Source organism: Bacillus sp. NPDC094064 (assembly GCF_050279585.1).
GTDB lineage: Bacteria > Bacillota > Bacilli > Bacillales > Bacillaceae_G > Bacillus_A.
This window is the reverse complement of record NZ_JBNNUI010000011.1, coordinates 32,864-53,018: the sequence shown is the minus strand read 5'-3', so window position 1 is coordinate 53,018 and position 20,155 is coordinate 32,864. Positions and strand designations below refer to the sequence as shown.

Sequence of the window (20,155 nt, the reverse complement as noted above, 5' to 3'; positions counted from 1 at the left end):
TGTTTTATTCTTCCTCGTTTACGTGTTCAAACGCTTGCTCGAAGATATGAATTACGTGCTGGTCAGCTAACGAATAATAAACGACCTTTCCTTCTTTACGATTCTTTACAAGCTTCGCTTGCTTTAATACACGAAGCTGATGCGAGATTGAAGATTGCGTCATTCCTAATAAATAAGCTAAATCACAAACACACATCTCAGCTTCAAATAATGCATGTAATATTCTCGTACGTGTACGGTCACCTAATACTTTAAATAATTCTGCTACTTTACTTAAACTTTCATCAGTCGGAATCGTTTGTTTCACCTGATCCACGACTTCCTCATGAATTATTGTTTGAGAACAAGTCTCTTGCGGTGCTTCTCCTTTATTTCCAGCCATTATAGCTCACCTCTTCAATTGAACATATGAACAATCATTCATATATCTTATACTTTTATTATATGAGCGCCCATTCATATGTGTCAATAAAAACCAAAAGATTTTTTTGACAATTCCGTTCACATTTCAACATAAACATATCAATATTCTCCGCATCTATCATACTCTTCATACAAAAAAGGATGCACGAAAACTATCGTGCATCCTTCTCCTATTTATTCACTTTCACTCCATCCACAATTAACGAAGAAAATTCTAATTTACCACCTTGATTTCTGTAACCAAAAGGTTTCGAGCTATAAATGAATCCTTTATTTCCATAAAAAACCTTGCGCGCTCCCTAGACGCACAAGGCTTACTAACTTATATCCCTTTAATTAGCTTCTTCTAAATTATCCTGCGAACTTCCATCTTCTTTTAAATGACTATGTTTTTTCGAATAAACAAAGTATACAATTACACCAAGTGCTAACCAAATACCGAAGTATATCCATGTTGTTAATGGTAAATTTACCATTAAGAATAGACAACATGCAACTGAAATAATCGGTAAGGTTGGTACAAGTGGTACCATAAATCCACGTTGTAATTTCGGATGCGTTTTACGAAGAATGATAACAGTTACACCAACCATCGCAAATGTTAATAATGCTCCAATATTCGCTAAATTCGACAATTCTTTTAAATCGATAAATCCAGCAATTAAAGCACTACCAATTCCTGTTAACCAAACTGAAAATGTTGGTGCTTCAGTCTTCTTGTTAATTTTCGCAAAAGATTTTGGCAATAAACCGTCACGGCTCATAGCGAAGAATACACGTGTTGTCGCATAAATGTAAGCGAAAATTACAGCCATAATACCGATTACAGCTCCAATAGCAATTACACCAGCTACTTTATCTTGCCCTACAACCTCTAGTACATATGACATAGCTTCTGGTACATCTAATTCCTTATAAGAAACCATACCTGTCATAACAAGACAAACCACAACATAAATGATTGTACAAATCACTAACGAAGCAATAATACCAATTGGTAGATCACGTTGCGGATTTTTTACTTCTTCAGCAGAAGTTGCTAATGCATCAAATCCTAAGAAAGCGAAGAATACTGCTGCTCCTCCGGCAAAGACTCCACTTAAGCCATACGGTGCAAATGGTATCCAGTTTTCTGGTTTCACGTAGAATACACCAACTGCAATGAATAAAACAACGATACCAATTTTAATTAATACCATTATGTTATTCACACGCTTACTTTCTTTCGTACCTCGTGATAATAACCAAGTTATCACCAACGTAACGATAACTGCAGGTAAGTTCACGATACCACCTTGCGCCGGAATCGTTAACAATGCTTTTGGAATTTCAATTCCCAATCCACTCACTAAATTATTGAAATAACCTGTCCATCCGCCAGCTACTGCGGCAGTTGTTACGACATATACGGATAACAATGTCCATCCCATTAAATGGGCAACAAATTCACCAATTGTCGCATATGAATAGGTGTACACACTACCTGAAACTGGAAGTGTAGATGCAACTTCTGCATAACATAACGCTGCAAATCCACAAACAATTGCTGCAATCATGAATGAAAAAATAACTGCTGGTCCAGCATCTCTTGCTGCTACTATTCCTGTTAATACTAGAACTCCTGTACCAATTATCGCACCAATCCCTAGCATTGTTAGGTCGAATGCCCCTAGCGTTTTCGTCAAAGTTTTACTTTTACTTTCCCCTAACAATTGCGTAACGGATTTCTTTTTAAATAGGTTGGCCACGATGAATGCCCCCTTTTGCCAAGAAGAGCTAAGAGGTGTTATCTCTTAGCTCTTATCATGTTGTTTTATATATTGTTCGATTTTGTTTTGTATAATGCTGCTATTAGCAAGATACTGTTTCTGCTTCTAATAACTCTTTTGCACCTTTGTACTCTACACCGTGAGCTTCTGCAACTGCTTCGAATGTTACATAGCCATCTAATGTATTGATACCTTTTAATAATGCAGTATTGCCTAGGCAAGCTTCTTTGTAGCCTTTGTTAGCAATTTGTACTGCATATGGTACTGTTACGTTTGTTAATGCAAGAGTTGATGTACGTGGAACCGCACCTGGCATGTTAGCAACTGCATAGTGAACAACGCCGTGTTTTTCGTAAGTTGGGTTGTCATGAGTTGTAATACGGTCAGTTGTTTCGAAAATACCACCTTGGTCAATCGCGATATCAACAACAACAGAACCTGGTTCCATTGATTTAATCATTTCTTCTGTTACAAGTTTTGGCGCTTTTGCACCTGGGATTAATACTGCACCAATTACAAGATCAGACTCTTTAACAGCTTCTGCAATATTGTAAGGATTAGACATTAAAGTTTTTACTTGGTTTCCGAAAATGTCATCTAATTGACGAAGACGTTCTGCACTTAAGTCGATGATTGTTACATCTGCACCTAGTCCAACTGCAATTTTAGCAGCATTTGTACCAGCTTGTCCACCACCGATGATTGTTACTTTACCGCGCTTAACCCCTGGAACACCTGCAAGTAAGATACCTTTACCGCCTTTGTTTTTCTCAAGGAATTGTGCACCGATTTGTGCAGCCATACGACCAGCTACTTCACTCATAGGTGCAAGTAATGGTAATGAACGGTTGTCTAATTGTACTGTTTCGTATGCAATTGCAACAACTTTCTTCTCGATTAAAGCTTTTGTTAATTCTGGCTCTGGAGCTAAGTGTAAGTATGTGAATAAGATCAAACCTTCACTGAAGTGTTTGTATTCGCTTTCAATTGGTTCCTTAACTTTCATAACCATTTCCATGTTCCAAGCTTCTTCAGCTGTATCAACAATTTTTGCTCCTGCTTCAACATATTGAGCATCTGTGAAACCAGATCCTAAACCTGCACCCTTTTGAATGAATACTTCGTGATTGTTACGAATTAAATGTACAACACCTGCTGGTGTCATTGCCACACGGTTTTCGTTGTTTTTAATTTCTGCTGGTACTCCAATACGCATAATGAAATGCCCCCTTATAATTAACAGAAAAAAGAAAGTCTTTTTTCTTTTTGTAATAATTAATAACTTATGTCCTTATTCTAGCATAACTTCAAAGTTATGAAAACGCTAACATACCATTTTTTTAAAGTTTATATATTTAGAATAGTGTAAATATATAAAACATTGATTCTATTAGGGACTTTATTCTATTTCATTATCTATAACTCTATTTTTATTATATTCCTTCAAAATGAACAATAACTATTTATTATTCGACAATAATGTAACAATGTAAGAAACCCAAGTAACCACGTATACATATACACTTATTATTTTACACAATGCTTTAGAGATATATTCTTTTTACAAAAAAAAACAGCTGCTAGCATTTAGCTAGCAACTGGATAACTTATAAATAACTTCGAAAACAAATCATCTGTTGTTTCCGTAATTTTATCGAACAAATCACTTTCTTCTGCTTCTTGCTCTTTTAACATCTTAATTGTTTCACGTGCCGATTCAGGATAATCGGTAATGATTCCATCTACGTTTAACTTGTAATATGCCTTTAAACTCTCCATATCGTTCACTGTCCATACATAAATTGGCTTATTTAACTTCCTTGCTTCTCTTACCAATTTTTTATTTAACATGTATTCTTCTGCTACATAAAAATCAGCCTTCACATTCTTTAAGTTAGCTCTACTTGCATACAGTATATATCCTACTTTTATCTCTGGATTTGCACGCTTAAACTCTTTAATAAGAGGATAATGTAATGTTTGAATAACACATTGTTTCTCAAAGTCATTATCTTTAATCGTTTTTAATACTTTGTTTACAAAATCTTTTTCGCCCCCATGAAGCTTCACTTCAATATTGAGTTTGATTTTACCCTTTGCCAGCTTAATCATCTCATCAAGCGTGCTTATTTGTCCTGAAAATCCATCTTGACTAAGAGTAAGCTGCCTTAACTCATCCATCGTTAAATCTGACACATTCACATTGGCATTGGCAAGACGTTTTAACTTCAAATCATGTATAACCGCTAGTTCACCATCTTTTGTTTGTAATACATCTATTTCAGCGTAGTCTGCCTTTGCATCAATAGCACCTTGCAAAGCTTCTTTCGTATTTTCTACCCCTTTTGATATATACCCGCGGTGTGCCATAATAATCGGTTCTTTATACGAATTCGAAATAAACGTTACAATGAAGGCAACGACCATTCCTGCAGTAATAATTCCTACAATATATACACCAATAAATTTCCAACGATGTTTTTGGAAGAAACATTTATCTGCTTTTGATTTTGAATAATCTAATCCTTCTTCTAATAAAACATCTTCGACGGGAACCTTTTGTAAATACAATCGTGTAATCGCCATAATATAAAACGGTGTCACGATAAAACTAAATAAATACAATGTACTCGTTAAAAATACAGAGATTGTTGATTCAGCTAATAATGCAAATGTCCCCTGCGGATTCGTAAACTCATAAACGCCCCATAGACACAATAAATACATTCCGAAAAATACAACATACACAATCCCTATTGAAACGAAAAAGCCTACTAAAAAGAAAAGTACTTTAAAAAAGCTCTCTTTTACTAAAATTGCACTTTTACGCGCTGCTGTGCGAAATGGCTTTTGCTCTAGAACGACAATAGGTAACACAAAAATCCAACGAAGGTTCAAATACGCAACTACAGCAAAAAACGTATAATAACCTACTTGTCCCATTGTTGTCTTAAACAGTTCTCCTGTAATAAAGTTAGGAATTTGAATTTGAGGGATTAATGCTGTTTCATACCCCATATTTAAAAGAGGTAACAATACGACAGCATATAAAATAAATCCCGGTAAGCAATATGTGAAAAGAGTAGGTAAATACGTTACCGTTTTATATAAAATCGGGCGTAATTTCACCTTTTGTCTTTTATGAGCGAAATACGAAATAATAATAAGCACCGCAAATTCCGTAAAGATAAGAAACAGTGCTAACATTGACAAAATTACGATTGCCAAGATGCCGTATGGCGTTTTTAAAAATGCTAATAATTCATCATTCGTTGCATTTGCATAACCACCAAAATACAATAACTTATTAAAAATGATCCCAAATAGAGGGACGAATACAATTGCTGCTAATAATTTATAAGCAAGTTGAAAGGTTAATACATTCCAAAAAGCAAACCTAACTGTTTGAAAGGAATGTCCCATTACTCCTGGTATAGATAGTTTTTTACGGTGTTGCATATATTCCTCCGAATTCTAAAACGATATTTGGGATGGATTCCATATTTCCAGTTTCAATCCATCTTTTTAATAATAATATATTCCGCTTAACATGAACACTCTTATACATACAACGAAAAAAGTGATGGCTACTTCCCATCACTTTTTTCATCCACTCTATTTTTTCTCCAGTCCTTGTCCAAACGCTTTCAAGAAACTAAAACCGAATGTAATAGCCCTGTTAATGTCTGGATCTTTTAATACTTTAAAGAAATCCATTACCTTCGTTTTTTTACCACTATTTAATTCATCTGTTGCAAATTGTAATCCAGTAACTAAACTTGATGTAATTTGCTTCGTTACTTCTGGGTCAACTGAAGATAACGCTTCTCCTGCCCCCATCATATTGTTTAACGCATTTTTAACTGGCTCACGATTTAATTGCTCAACAGCAATTTTTGACACATCTTCCTTTGCGGCAAGTAAACTAATCGCCGCGTCTAAAATACCAGCTTTCTGTAATTGTGCTAACAACTGCATTGTTTCCTCGACTGCTTCACGGTTATTCGCTAACTCAGTGAACAGTTCCTCTGCTAATTGCTGTTTTTTCTCTTCTTCTGTTACAACCTTTTTTTTGATTAAAGTAATCTCTTTTGCCATTATCTCCGCCCCCTAATTCTGGTCCACAAGTGATACATATTGTTTTCGTTGCCATTTTTGCTCAATTTCAACACCGTTTTGCGGATGACGTTTTTTATCTCTTGGGTTTGAAGATGGTAATGGACGAGTTCCTTTTTCACGTAATACGCGCAGTTTCACCATTGTTTGTTTATAAGCTGGTGTACATGTATAAATGTCGGTTGCTGTTCCTGTTAAAATATTGATTGCCTCTTCATTTACTGTCGCATGCATCGGCAAATATAACTCATTTCCAGTTACACGATCTGTAACAAGTGCTTGTACTTTAATCTTCCCAAATGGTGATGCTAATTCTACAAGACCACCATCTTTCACATTGCGTTCTAAAGCGAGTTCCGGCGAAATTTCAACAAAGACTTCAGACACTTTAGATAAAATTCCAGCCGACTTATTCGTCATATTTCCTTCATGGAAATGCTCTAGCATACGGCCATTATTTAAGAGTAAATCATACTCATCTGGCGCTACAACTGGTGGTACCCATTCATCTAATGATAAACGAGCAAGTTTATCTGGGAAGTTAAATCCATCTACATATAATAGCGGTGTATCGCTACCATCATGGCTACCCCAACATAAACTATTCCATCCCTCTAAACGATCGTACGTTGCTTGAGAGTATAATGGTGCAAGTGATGCAATTTCATCCATAATTTCACTTGGACTTTCATAATTCCAATCCCCGCCAAGTGCACGAGCGACTTTTTGTAAAATCCACCAATCCGGCTTAGAATCACCGAGTGGCTTCAATACTTCATACAACCTTTGAATACGGCGCTCTGTATTCGTAAATGTTCCTTCTTTTTCTAAACTTGGCGCCGCTGGTAAAATAACATCAGCAAAACGAGCTGTTTTCGATAAGAACATATCTTGAACAACAAGGAAGTCTAAATTTGCTAAAATATGTTGCACATGGTTCGCATTTGAATCAACTAAAGCCATTTCTTCACCCATGACATACATACCACGCAGTTTTCCTTCATCTGCCGCAAGTAACATTGCAATATTATTTAACCCCGGTGCTTTCGGAATGGTAGTACCATATGCTTTTTCAAATTTTGCACGAAGCGTATCATCTGAAACTGCTTGATATCCCGGAAGCCAGTTTGGTAATGTCGCCATATCACAAGCACCTTGCACGTTATTATGTCCTCGTAACGGATATGCACCTGCACCAGGACGACGATAGTTACCCGTAACAAGCAGTAAATTTGAAATTGCTGCTGACGTTGTACTTCCTCCTGTATTTTGAGTTACACCCATCCCCCAAAGTACACAAGTACCATCCGCTTCATATACCATACGAGCCATTTCTTTTAACTGATCTTTAGAAATACCTGTAATTTCCTCTGTATAATCCAGCGTATATTTTTCTAGCATGTTGCTATATTCATCAAAGTTCTTCACATTTTCGGCTAAGAACTTTTTATCATGCCAATCTTGATCAATAATATATTTCGTAATACCAGCAAGCCATACGTAATCCGTTCCTTGACGCGGATGAATAAACAAATCCGCACGCTCTGCCATCTCATGTTTGCGAAGGTCTGCCACAATTAATTTTTGTTCGTGTAATTTATGAGCACGTTTTACACGTGTTGCAAGTACAGGATGTCCTTCTGTTGGATTTGCACCAACAATAATAACAAGACCTGCTTCAGCGATATCTTTCACTGTTCCAGCATCCCCGCCCATACCGACAGTTTTAAATAAACCGTCTGTCGCTGGGGACTGACAATAACGTGAACAATTATCTACATTATTTGTTCCATATATTTGACGTGCTAGTTTTTGCATAAGATAGTTTTCTTCATTCGTTACTTTCGAAGAAGAAATAAATCCAAATGCATCACTGCCATATTCTGATTTAATATGCTGCATATTAGATGCAACCACTTCAAGAGCCTCTTCCCAAGAAGCTTCAACAAACATATCTCCTTGGCGAATTAACGGTTTTGTAATACGATCTTCACTATTTACAAAGTCCCATCCAAATTTACCTTTTACGCATGTGGAAATGCCGTTAACCGGTGCATCTGAAACAGGTTGCACTTTTAAAATATGACGGTCTTTCGTCCATACTTCGAATGAGCAACCGACACCACAAAACGTACAAACTGTTTTTGTTTTATTAACCTTCGTCTTACGCATCGCAGACTCTACTTCTGAAACTGCTAAAATACTGCTATATCCTGGCTCTACATCTTTTACAAAATCAATCATCGGATCTAACACATCTGGTTTTAATCCTGTCATAAAACCAGCCTCACCTAGCATTGTTTTTTCCATTAATGCATTACATGGACATACTGTTACACACTGCCCACAACTCACACAAGATGAGTCATTTATACTTACACCATTGTCCCAAATTACACGTGGACGATCCAAACTCCAATCAATTGACAACGTTTCATTCACTTGTAAATTTTGGCATACTTCTACACATTGCCCACAAGCAATACATTGATTTGGATCATATCGATAAAATGGATGTGACATGTCCACTTCACACGCACTTACTTTCGGTTCATACGGATATTTCTGTTCTTCAATTCCCATCATATGCACTGTATTATGTACTTTACAATTACCGTTATTGTTATCACATACGGTACAATACAATAAATGGTTTTCTAATATTCGATCCATCGCCTCAGTCTGCGCCTCTTTTGCACGCTGTGACTGTCTTTCAATATGCATACCGTTCTCTAATTTCGTTGAACAAGCACGCATCAACTTCCCATCTACTTCTACAATACATGTATCACAAGTTTGAATTGGATCTACTTCTGGTACATGACAAATTTGAGGATGTTCCAAATTACTCTCGTTAAATAATTGTAGTATCGTCTTTTCACCCGATGCGGATAATTCTTTACCATCAACGGTTACACGGACTGTCTGTTCTGCCATAGTTTCCCCTCTCCTTACAACCAACTGTACAACACGATTTTGAATCCGTTTTCAAAATCGCGTTACTGTACATATTTTTGAAACACTCTGCCCAAATACTTTTCTTATGAAGTCGATTCTAGATGTTATAAGGTATCACTACGAAAGCTTAAAAATGTCACTATTCTACAGTTCTATTATATCGTACATATACAATAACAACCAAAATAATCTGTTATCTTCCTCCGAATAACTAAAATAACTCCTCAAGCGAGGAATTATTTTAGTTATAAAAATGTAATATATTAAATACTTGAATAGTTAATGAAGTTAATATATAATTTCATTACATAATTAAAACAAAACATTGTAGCATATATCTTTTCATTCTTTTACAAATTAAAAGAGATCACTAACAAAACGCATACTCAATCTTATACAAGTAATGAATTTATTTAAAATCCACCAGGGAGGTTACGACTATGGAAATTCGCTTATTAACAACAGAGGACGCAGAAGTATATTTAAAAGTTTGTATGGAAGGTTTAACGAAGAATCCTGAAGCTTTTAGCTCTTCTTATGAAGATGTTCTTAAACATGAAGATCCTGTAGCTGCTATGGCAAAACGATTAAGTAATCCTGATAAATATACGCTAGGTGTCTTCAAAGATAACGATTTAATCGGCATTTCTACTTTAGAAACAAAACCATTCATTAAACAAGAACATAAAGCAAAAATTGGTTCCGTTTTTGTTTCCCCAAAAGCGCGTGGCCTTGGTGCAGGACGAGCTTTAATTAAAGCAATTATTGAAAATGCTAATAAATTACACGTAGAACAGCTCATGCTCGATGTTGTGGCTGGTAACGATGCAGCAAAAAAATTATATGAATCATTAGGCTTCCAAACTTACGGCGTACAAGAACGTTCTTTAAAACACAATGGTCAATATTGGGACGAGGAACATATGGTTCTGTTCTTAAATGAGTAATACTTCAATATAGTTTTCCAAGAGCATCTTTTGATCAAGAAAGGTGCTTTTTTCATTACAACAATGTAATCTTCATGTCACCTTTATCGATCGTACCAAACCTTTCCATTCATTATACTAAAAGTGTAAAGTGACACTTTAATTAGTGAGACACCACTCATGAAACGAACGTACAGCATTCAATTGATATGTAGAGGAGAATGTGACATGAAACAAAACAAACGAGCTATATTTTTAATATTTACCACAGCGATTGTAACTTCTGGTTTAGCAATTTTGCCTTGGCTTATTATATAGAACTATTCCCTTGAAACTATACTCAGTGAGGAAACGTCCATCCTTATCCAGTACTTTCCTACATAAAACAAAAAGCTGATTGCTTCTAACAAGCAATCAGCTTTTTTATATTATAAAATCCCTAAAAATTTATTTACGCAACTTATAATAATAACCATAGATACGGCAACACACATTACAACCGTATTACGATCTTGCTTTTCTTTTGATGAAATTTCTTCTTTTGGATTCATGTGTATAATCTCCTTTTTTAAAAAAAGTGTGAGATAGGAATTTTTTCTTATCCGATGCGAGGTGAATACGAAAACCCTCTCTATCTCACATACACAATAGAATGGAATTGTCATTTTATAAATAAAATGACATGACGTTATGTCGCAACATAGGGTATTTTGTGTCGCTACGTTTTCTATTATAAAAAATAGTTGTGCAAAACTAGTGCATTTTTTATGTCAATTGCCCCGAACGAAAGAATCAGCCTTCCATTCAATCACATAAAAAGAGTTTTTTATTATTTTCATGTAAACTATACAAGTAGAATGAATAGTTTGGGGTGCACAAGATTATGGTGAAAATTTTATTAGTAGACGACGAAGAACGTATGTTACGATTATTAGATCTGTTCTTAAGTCCTCGCGGTTATTTTTGTATGAAAGCTACTTCTGGCCTTGAAGCACTAAAATTAATCGAACAAAAAGACTTCGATATTATTTTGTTAGACGTTATGATGCCAACTATGGATGGTTGGGAGGCTTGCTATCAAATCCGGCAAATTTCCAATGTTCCAATCATTATGCTAACAGCTCGTAATCAAAATTACGATATGGTTAAAGGACTTACGATGGGAGCAGATGACTATATTACAAAACCATTTGATGAACATGTATTAGTCGCACGAATTGAGGCTATATTACGTCGCACAAAGAACGATGGCTTTGTTAGCTTCAATGGTATTGAGTGGGATAAAACGAAACATACTGTCACAGTATATGACGAAAAGATCTCGTTAACTCCTATCGAATTTTCGTTACTTGGACTATTTTTACAAAATACAAACCGTGCTTACAGCCGAGATAATTTAATCGAAAAAATTTGGGGCTATGAAACGGACATCGAATATAGAACGATCGATTCACACATTCGTAATATCCGTGATAAACTACGCAAAAAAGGGTTTCCAGTTGAAAATTACTTAGAAACTGTCTATAAGGTCGGATATAAATGGAAAGGTGAATAATCAATTCGGTCAGTGGACACTTATTGCCCACTGACCCTTTAGCCTGCATCAATGAATGGGCAATAAGTGTCCGATTGATGCGGGATAATAATCCGTAGAATCCTCTAATTAAAATTTCACTTTATATGAAATAAGGTATGGTGAGAAAATGAGTAAACTTTCCCTTAAAATTGGGACATACTTTTTAATATTAGCTTTATGTATTGAAACAATTGCTTTCGTATCTTTTTACAAAAGTATTTCAAAAATGCGAGTTGAAGAGGAAACGCTCGCTCTTTTAGAAAAAGGCAATCGCTATCGTAGTAAGATTGAAAAACGCGCACAATGGAATGAATATTACAAACAAAAACCAGAGCAATACAATAATCGCTATAAACGACCGGTGTATCAAGATTTCACTATTGAGCATGCGGCTGAAGAGTTAATTGAATCCGAATTAATCGCTAACTCTGATATAACTATCATTATAACTGACAATAACGGCAAAATTATTTCCACTTCAGAACCCGTAACGAAAGAAATGCAAAAACATCTGAATTGTAAAACAAAACATGTTCCCAAAAATGGATTAATAGTAGATGGAAACTGGAAAAAATCAAAATTCATCTCAACAGTAAGCCCACTTGAAATAAAAGGATTTCAAGGTAACTTACATATGTTATTAAAAACATCCTTCTTAGAAAATATGTTACTTAAACTCATGAATCAATTTCTTATCATCAGTATTTTGACGATTATTTTAACAACTATTTCTGTCTTTGTTTTTTCTCGTGTTATTACAGAACCACTTATAAAAATGAAGAGAGCAACAGAGAAAATATCAAAATTAAACAAACCAATTCAATTAGGAATTAAACGAAATGATGAACTTGGAAGCTTAGCAAAAACGATTGAAGATTTATCCAGTGAACTTACGTATATGAAAAAAGAACGCAATGAATTTCTCGCTAGTGTTGCTCACGAGTTATTAACTCCATTGACCTATATGAAAGGTTATGCAAATGTCGCAAAGAGAGATTCTTTAACGAAAGAAGAACGCGAAGAATACTTACAAATCATTGAAGACGAAACGGATAGTGTAACCGATCTCGTACAAGATTTATTTATGCTTGTACAATTAGAGCAACACCAGTTTGTTATTAAAAAGCAAAAAATGCTTCTTCAACCATTTTTAGAACGAATGGTTGAAAAAACAAAAACAACATTAACGAACAAACAAATGCAACTTCATGTATACTGCAAAGATGATGTAGAAGCGTGTATAGACGAAAGACGTATGGAGCAAGTAATGTTAAATTTATTGCATAATGCTTATCAGCATTCACCAGAAAACACTACTATAACAATACGTGTACTAACTGAATCAGATCATTTTACAATAAGTGTACAAGATGAAGGAGAAGGTATTCCAGAAGAAGATATTCTGCATATTTTTGATCGTTTTTACCGCGTTGATAAATCCAGAACAAGAGCTACTGGAGGAAAAGGTATCGGACTAGCTGTTGCAAAGGAAATCGTAGAATTGCACAACGGTTCCATTCGAGCAACAAGCGAATTAGGAGCAGGAACAACTTTTATAATCAAACTACCTTTTGAATAATAAGTGTGTGAAAACACCAGTAGTAGTAAACACTACTGGTGTTATTTTGTTCATAAAACCAACTTATATAAGCTAGGCTTTTGAAATTATTCTTATTTCAATATAAAATAAAGTGAAACTTTAATCCATGGAAAGATTCACCCCATGGATTATTAGTTGAACCAATCGGGCATTTACGGGCAGTTATCTCCCACCTAACTTCCGCGCATTCGCCGAATTTTAAAGTTGGAGTCTTACTGCCCGTTAATGCGGGGTAAAGGTACATTTGTCAAAGATTTGGAGGGTGATATAATTGGATATCCATGTATTAACAAAAGACGAGGCAGAAATTTACTTAGAACTTCGTGTAGAAGGATTAAAACAAAATCCGGAAGCTTTCAGTTCTTCTTATGAAGATATTATTAATAAAGAGTGCGCGATTGAATATAAAGCACAAAAATTAGCACAAGATGAAAACTATACGCTAGGTGCATTTAAAGATGGACAATTAATCGGTGTTGCAACGCTGGAAACGAAACCATATGTAAAACAAGAGCATAAAGCTAAAATCGGTTCTGTATATGTCTCTCCAAAAGCACGTGGACTTGGAGCAGGAAAATCCCTAATTAAAGAATGTCTTGAACTTGCTAAATCTTTAGAAGTAGAACAAGTTATGCTTGATGTTGTTGTCGGAAACGATGGTGCAAAGAAACTTTATGAGTCATTGGGCTTTAAAACATTTGGTGTACAAGAGCGTTCACTGAAATATAACGGACAATATTGGGATGAAGAGCATATGGTCTTATTCCTAGATGAAAATAAATAACAAAAAACATCCTCTAGTGTATGAGGATGTTTTTTACTTTTTTGTACACCATGCCGTACTTAATAGTTGAATCGCTTTCACAATTTCTTCTTCTGATAATATCGCAAACCCAAGTAAAACTATATTTCCCGGAGCAGTGCCGTCTTTATAGTACGTAGAAACAGGATATACTTTAATACGATGTTTCGCGGCTTCTGTAATTAAATCTTCTTCCCGCATTCCATTATGCACCTTTAATAAAATGTGTAATCCCGAATCTTCTCCTATCACTTCAACCTGATCAGCGAAATACTTTTCTATTTCAAAAACAAGTCGATCTCTCTTTTTCCGGTAGACGACACGCATTTTATGAATATGTTTTTCAAAATGCCCTTCATTTAAAAACTTTCTAATCACTTCTTGGTCTATTCTTGAAACACTTTGTGTATAAAACAAATATTGCTTTTGATACTTGTTAATTAAATTCTTCGGTAATACTATATAACTCATCCGTAATGAGGGCAATAAAGCTTTTGAGAGCGTCCCCATATAAATAACTTTCCCATCTGTATCTAATCCTTGTAGTGCCGGAATTGGCTTTCCTGAATAACGAAATTCACTATCGTAATCATCTTCAATAATATACCTACCTTCTTCTTTCTTCGCCCATTGTAAAAGCTGCATCCTTCTCGTGATAGGCATAATCATTCCATATGGGAACTGATGAGACGGTGTAACAAATACAACATTCGCATCGCTATTCTCTAAATCTGCAATACAAATTCCATCCCTATCTAAAGATAACATTTGAACTCTGTTTTCTCCTTGTTCAAAAGCAACCATTTTCCTATGATACCCTGGGTTTTCGACTGCATAACAGCTTCCCTGTAATAACTGAAAAAGTAACTTTACTAATATTTGCGTACCCGCTCCTAATACAATTTGACTCGGTGAACAACGCACACCTCTAGATTCATACAAATACTTTGCAATTTCTTCTCGTAAGCTCACTTCTCCTTGTGGGTGACCAAGAAAGAGCAACTCATTATTGTGCGGCTGCCATACGTCATTTATAAGTTTTCGGTACATATTGAATGGAAAAGTATTCGTATCGACTCCTGTTTGTGTGAAATCAAATGTATAATCCCTCTCCAGAAAGGATACCTCCTCTATTCTATCTTCGCTTCCTTCTACATGAATCATTTGCTCAATTTCACATACGAAGTAACCTTTTCTCGAAATTGACTCAATATAACCTTCTGCAAGTAATTGCTCATACGCCGCTTCCACTGTATTTTTACTTACTTGTAAATATATCGCTAGCTTTCTTTTAGCTGGTAATTTCGTAAAAGCTGGAATCGTTCCATCTTTAATTTCTTTTTTTATATACTCATACAATTGCACATACAACGCGATTTTACTTTGCGTATTTAAATTAGGCGTTAATTCCAACATAATATCTGACCCCTTAACAAAACTAAAATCTGATACTTTTTACAGTACCAGATTTTATATATAATTCCTTTTATCATGTCACACATAAAAAATCAAATACTAGAGAGGAGATGCATGATAGTGAACAATAGTAGACGTATTGGACTCATCATGGTTATTACAGGAGCTACCTTATGGGGGTTATCGGGTCCAATGATTCAGTGGCTTTTTCAGCATACTAACGTATCATCAATTGATTTTTTAACAATTCGCTTGTTGCTTGCAGGCATATTTATTTTATCTTTCTTACTAATAAAAAAACAAAATATATTTCACATTTGGCAACGCCCTAAACAATTTATACAGCTGATTATCTTCTCTATTCTTGGCATGCTTGGTGCACAATACGCCTTTATCGAAACGCTTCATATTAGTAATGCAGTCACAGCAACACTATTTCAATTTCTAGGTCCTGTACTTATTACCATTTATGTTGCCTTTGAACAAAAGAAACTCCCTGCTTCTATGCAAATACTAGCCATTGTCACCGCTCTAACGGGGACATACTTTATTATTACAAACGGTTCAATTGAAAACATTGTTTTATCTAAAGCAGCCATTACTTTCGGTCTATTAACAGCGATTGGATTTGCATTTTATACCCTTCATCCTGCTTCCCTTATTAAAGAATGTGGTACAACTGTAGTAATTGGCTGGGGAATGTTAATTGGAGGAATTGCACTGCTTATTTGTAATCGTTCTTTTGGGTGGAATCAAATTTCGCAAACTTTCACACTCCAAACTTTTTCTATGCTTATTCTTATCATTATAAGTGGCACCCTTTCTTTCCTTCTTTATATTGGTAGTCTTAAATATTTAGCTGCAACAGAAACTAGTATTTTATCTAGCATTGAACCACTTGTAGCAGCCATCGTTTCAATCGCTTGGCTTAATGAATCTTTTGGAGCATATCAATTACTAGGCGGCGTATGTATCGTTCTTTCTGTTATTTTCTTAACGGTGCCTCAAAAAGAGCGCGAGCCAGCCTATTCAACTGAACAAATATAGAAAATGTCAAAAGAGGTCGTACAAAACTTACGACCTCTTTTTATACTTTAAAGGAATTGTCCCGCCTTCTAGCAAATACAATTACACTAACAATAAAAACTAGGAGTGTGGCACCATGAAAAAAATCGGAACTATGCTACTTTTCTCCTTTCTCATTACTGGCTGTGCGCAAGTGCAACCCGATGCAAACGTATCTAAAAAAGAAATACTGGAAACATCATCCGCTCAAATTAACGTCCCTTCCTTTTTTCATCTTAGTGTTTTAAAAGATGTAAATTGGGAAGAAGCCCCATCCTTCGTAGAAGGAAAAATACCGTTAAAAGGGATCGAAAAAAAAATCGCAATGGCTGATAGTCCTATTATCGCAAATGAACAAAATGAAATAATGTGGTACTTTCTAGATCCTGAAATGCCCACAGGAAATTTATCTATTATTGCGCTAAAACAAGGATCTGTAACTCCAACACCAGTACTCTTTCAACAAGAAACTTCCAAACAAACTTGGACTACTTCAAATACAATTGATTCAACTACAAACGAACTCCCGCTCACTATGTCGCTACCTTCATCTGGATTATGGGTATTAAATATATATGTGAATGAGAAATATTATGAGCAGTTTGTGATCACTGCGGAGTAAGTTGATAAAACTAATATACTTCCTTGCACCCGCTGAATTTTGAACGAGAGTCTTACTGCCAGCAAATAGCGAGATGAATAGTGGAGAAACATCAATAATTCTACACTTCTTCATTATTTTAATTTCTTACTTCAAAAAAGCAGTGCCTTTTTAGGCACTGCTTTTAACTATTAATAACTTGGCATTTTCGTAATCTGTGCCACTCCTGAATCAATGGCTGCTTTTGCTACTGCTTCTGCAACACTTGGAACAACTCTTTTATCTAATGGATTTGGAATTACATAACTCGCATGAAGCTCTTCATCCGTAATGATGTTAGCGATTCCATATGCTGCCGCTAATTTCATCTCTTCTGTAATATCAGTCGCTCGCACATCTAACGCACCGCGGAATATTCCTGGGAACGCCAATACATTATTTACTTGATTCGAGTAATCAGAACGTCCAGTTCCTACTACTGCTGCACCAGCTGCTAATGCATCTTCTGGGAATATTTCTGGAATTGGATTCGCCATTGCAAACACAATTCGCTTCTCATTCATCGTCTGTACAAGTTCTTTCGTTAATACGTTAGGGGCAGATACACCAATGAAAATATCAGCCTGATGAATCGCTTCCTTTAATGTTCCGCGCACGAATTCTCGATTTGTTTTCTTTGAAACTTCGATTTGCGCTTCATTCATCCATGTTTCCCCTTCACAAACAATACCTTCTAAGCTAACTAACGTAATATGTTTTGCACCGGCTTTTAATAATAATTTTCCAATTGCAATTCCTGCCGAACCAGCACCGTTAATAACAATTTTCACATTATCCATTTGTTTACTTACGACTTTTAGTGCATTAATAACAGCTGCTAAAACGACAATAGCTGTTCCATGTTGATCATCATGGAATACAGGAATATTCGTTTCTTCTTTTAATCTTTTTTCAATTTCAAAGCAACGTGGCGCTGCAATATCTTCTAAATTGATACCTGAAAATGTAGGCTCTAAATTTTTCACAAGGGTAACGATTTCATCTACATCCGTCGTTCCTAGACATAACGGGAATGCATCTACATTCGCAAATTTCTTGAATAAAATACTTTTACCTTCCATAACAGGCATAGCCGCTTTCGGTCCAATATTCCCTAAGCCAAGTACTGCAGTTCCATCTGAGACAACCGCTACCATATTACCACGTGCTGTATAGTCGTAAGCTGCTTCTTCATCTGCTGCAATTGCTTTACAAGACTCCGCCACACCTGGTGTATAAGTCAAGCTTAAATCGTCCGCTGAATTCACTTCCACCTTACTTGTAATCTCAATTTTCCCTACTAACTCTTTATGCAATAACAATGATCTTTCATTAATTTGATTTTCTAACATACTTATAATCTCTCCTTAATTTGACAAGCTAGCTATATGAATATAGCTAGCTTGTTTGATCATGAAAACATTTTTAATAAAATTGTTGCCGTTACGACCACTGCCGCTCCACCTAAACGCGTTGAAATTTGCGCAAAGGGCATTAATTCCATACGATTTGAAGCTGATAGAATCGCAACATCTCCAGTTCCACCTAAACCACTATGACATCCCGTTACAATTGCTGATTCAACAGGGTACATTTTCATCACTTTTCCTACAAGAAATCCTGATGCTACCATTGTAAGAACAACTGATGCACACACAACAACATATCCTACAGAAAGCACTGCCGCTACGTCTTTTAACGGAATATATAGTAACCCCAAGCCAACCATTAACGGCCATGTTAAATTTTTTGAAATAAATTTATATAAATGGAATGCTCCTTGCTCCATTTTTGCTGGCATTAATTTAAAGTACTTCACAAGTGCTGCTGAGAAAATCATAATGATTGCCCCAGGAATCCCGATGAACTTAGAAGCGAATCCTCCAAAGATGAAGAACGTACATGCAATTAATAAACCTGCTCCCATTAATGAGAAGTCAATTGGCTTCTCTGTATTTTGTTCTTTTAATAATTCTGCTTGATTGTCTGTCTTCACTAATACACCGTTACCACTAAGCTCAGGTTTTTTCTCACCTAAACGCTTCATATAGCCTGCACTCACAATTGCAAACATATTCCCGATAATAGCTGCAGGAATAAGTTGTGATACAAATGTTGCTGATGACTCATTTAAAATATCACCATAAGCTAATGATAATGGTAAAATCCCTTCCCCAATACCACCACTCACAATTGGTACAATGATAAAGAAGAATGTCTGCTTCATTTCAAATCCAAATAACGAACCTACTAATAGGCCTACCGCTATAGAAGCTAGCGTCCCTACCACTAAAGGAATAAACATGCGAACGAAACCTTGTACTAATACTTTACGGTTCATTCCTAAAATACTTCCAACTACTAAACAAGAAATATATAAATATAAAAAGTTCGATTTTTTCATTAACATAGTCGCAGCTTCCATTGAAGCTGGATTCATCCAGTTAAAAAATACAAGTAACGATGGAACAAATAATGAAAGAATTGCTGGACCACCGATGTTTTTTAAAATTGGAATTCTCATCCCAATGTCACCTAAGAAAATACCCATAATCATAATAACTGCAAATCCACCAATCATATCAGCTGGCAATTTATTATATACAGATGCCCCATAAATAATAGCAGCCAATACTACGTATAACGGTAAAGGTATAACACCGATTTTTACATTCATAATTTTAGAAGCGAAAGACTCTCTTTGTACCTCATTCTCCTCTGATAATGATATCGCTTCCATATCCTTTCGAATTCCCATATGGCACCCCCTTGTTTTCTTAATAACAATATTAAAACGCTTTCAATAGTAAAAATAGTTTTTGTAAGTTTTGTAATTGATTTTGTAATTAAAAAAAGTATAAGCG

General features: G+C 35.5%; 17 protein-coding genes. 6 read left to right on the top strand and 11 right to left on the bottom strand.

Annotated features, from left to right (window positions below):
• Positions 1–4: 4 nt before the first annotated feature.
• The 7 genes from ACQKNI_RS21940 to fdhF form a co-directional block, all read right to left on the bottom strand.
• Complete coding sequence (locus ACQKNI_RS21940; RefSeq protein ID WP_088232488.1) at positions 5–382, bottom strand: ArsR/SmtB family transcription factor; 378 nt, start codon at positions 380–382, stop codon at positions 5–7.
• A 373-nt stretch (positions 383–755) separates the two neighbouring features.
• Positions 756–2,171, bottom strand: coding sequence for an amino acid permease (locus tag ACQKNI_RS21935; RefSeq protein ID WP_088232487.1), 1,416 nt, complete (start codon positions 2,169–2,171; stop codon positions 756–758).
• Between the two features lie 103 nt (positions 2,172–2,274).
• A complete protein-coding gene (gene ald / locus ACQKNI_RS21930; protein ID WP_001219739.1) occupies positions 2,275–3,408 on the bottom strand; it encodes an alanine dehydrogenase in 1,134 nt (377 codons plus the stop codon).
• 371 nt (positions 3,409–3,779) lie between these two features.
• Complete coding sequence (locus tag ACQKNI_RS21925) at positions 3,780–5,651, bottom strand: glycerophosphoryl diester phosphodiesterase membrane domain-containing protein (protein WP_427282687.1); 1,872 nt, start codon at positions 5,649–5,651, stop codon at positions 3,780–3,782.
• Positions 5,638–5,802 carry a hypothetical protein gene (locus ACQKNI_RS21920; protein ID WP_427282686.1) on the bottom strand — a complete coding sequence of 55 codons (165 nt, stop codon included), beginning with the start codon at positions 5,800–5,802 and terminating at the stop codon, positions 5,638–5,640. The genes ACQKNI_RS21925 and ACQKNI_RS21920 overlap by 14 nt, the downstream gene beginning before the upstream one ends.
• Before the next feature lie 5 nt (positions 5,803–5,807).
• Entirely contained in the window at positions 5,808–6,290 is a 483-nt protein-coding gene (locus tag ACQKNI_RS21915; RefSeq protein ID WP_001040512.1) for a DUF1641 domain-containing protein, read from the bottom strand.
• A gap of 12 nt (positions 6,291–6,302) precedes the next feature.
• Positions 6,303–9,245: a formate dehydrogenase subunit alpha gene (gene fdhF, locus ACQKNI_RS21910; protein ID WP_098945646.1), complete on the bottom strand. Its 2,943-nt coding sequence runs from the start codon at positions 9,243–9,245 to the stop codon at positions 6,303–6,305.
• A gap of 461 nt (positions 9,246–9,706) precedes the next feature.
• Between fdhF and ACQKNI_RS21905 the strand changes: the two genes are divergently transcribed.
• Positions 9,707–10,213 carry a GNAT family N-acetyltransferase gene (locus ACQKNI_RS21905; protein WP_098841328.1) on the top strand — a complete coding sequence of 169 codons (507 nt, stop codon included), beginning with the start codon at positions 9,707–9,709 and terminating at the stop codon, positions 10,211–10,213.
• Positions 10,214–10,620: 407 nt separating this feature from the next.
• On the opposite strand, the gene ACQKNI_RS21900 is transcribed toward ACQKNI_RS21905, so the two are convergent.
• Positions 10,621–10,743 carry a hypothetical protein gene (locus tag ACQKNI_RS21900; RefSeq protein ID WP_088233340.1) on the bottom strand — a complete coding sequence of 41 codons (123 nt, stop codon included), beginning with the start codon at positions 10,741–10,743 and terminating at the stop codon, positions 10,621–10,623.
• 332 nt (positions 10,744–11,075) lie between these two features.
• Here ACQKNI_RS21900 and ACQKNI_RS21895 point away from each other — a divergent pair, with 332 nt between their 5' ends.
• From ACQKNI_RS21895 to ACQKNI_RS21885, 3 genes are all read left to right on the top strand, one after another.
• Complete coding sequence (locus ACQKNI_RS21895; RefSeq protein ID WP_098882397.1) at positions 11,076–11,747, top strand: response regulator transcription factor; 672 nt, start codon at positions 11,076–11,078, stop codon at positions 11,745–11,747.
• 148 nt (positions 11,748–11,895) lie between these two features.
• Complete coding sequence (locus tag ACQKNI_RS21890) at positions 11,896–13,347, top strand: HAMP domain-containing sensor histidine kinase (protein ID WP_088233338.1); 1,452 nt, start codon at positions 11,896–11,898, stop codon at positions 13,345–13,347.
• A 292-nt stretch (positions 13,348–13,639) separates the two neighbouring features.
• Positions 13,640–14,152 carry a GNAT family N-acetyltransferase gene (locus ACQKNI_RS21885; RefSeq protein WP_088233337.1) on the top strand — a complete coding sequence of 171 codons (513 nt, stop codon included), beginning with the start codon at positions 13,640–13,642 and terminating at the stop codon, positions 14,150–14,152.
• Positions 14,153–14,185: 33 nt separating this feature from the next.
• Here ACQKNI_RS21885 and ACQKNI_RS21880 read toward each other — a convergent pair whose 3' ends face one another.
• The gene (locus tag ACQKNI_RS21880; protein WP_098253289.1) at positions 14,186–15,586 is read right to left on the bottom strand and encodes a PLP-dependent aminotransferase family protein; all 1,401 of its coding nucleotides are present in this window, start codon (positions 15,584–15,586) and stop codon (positions 14,186–14,188) included.
• Between the two features lie 120 nt (positions 15,587–15,706).
• Here ACQKNI_RS21880 and ACQKNI_RS21875 point away from each other — a divergent pair, with 120 nt between their 5' ends.
• Entirely contained in the window at positions 15,707–16,633 is a 927-nt protein-coding gene (locus tag ACQKNI_RS21875) for a DMT family transporter (protein ID WP_098253288.1), read from the top strand.
• 115 nt (positions 16,634–16,748) lie between these two features.
• Entirely contained in the window at positions 16,749–17,273 is a 525-nt protein-coding gene (locus ACQKNI_RS21870; RefSeq protein WP_427282685.1) for a DUF4871 domain-containing protein, read from the top strand.
• Positions 17,274–17,443: 170 nt separating this feature from the next.
• Here the strand turns inward: ACQKNI_RS21870 and ACQKNI_RS21865 are convergent, their stop codons facing one another.
• Both ACQKNI_RS21865 and ACQKNI_RS21860 read right to left on the bottom strand, forming a co-directional pair.
• Positions 17,444–18,643: an NAD(P)-dependent malic enzyme gene (locus ACQKNI_RS21865; protein ID WP_098946156.1), complete on the bottom strand. Its 1,200-nt coding sequence runs from the start codon at positions 18,641–18,643 to the stop codon at positions 17,444–17,446.
• Positions 18,644–18,702: 59 nt separating this feature from the next.
• Complete coding sequence (locus ACQKNI_RS21860; RefSeq protein ID WP_000512840.1) at positions 18,703–20,049, bottom strand: 2-hydroxycarboxylate transporter family protein; 1,347 nt, start codon at positions 20,047–20,049, stop codon at positions 18,703–18,705.
• Between the last annotated feature and the right edge of the window lie 106 nt (positions 20,050–20,155).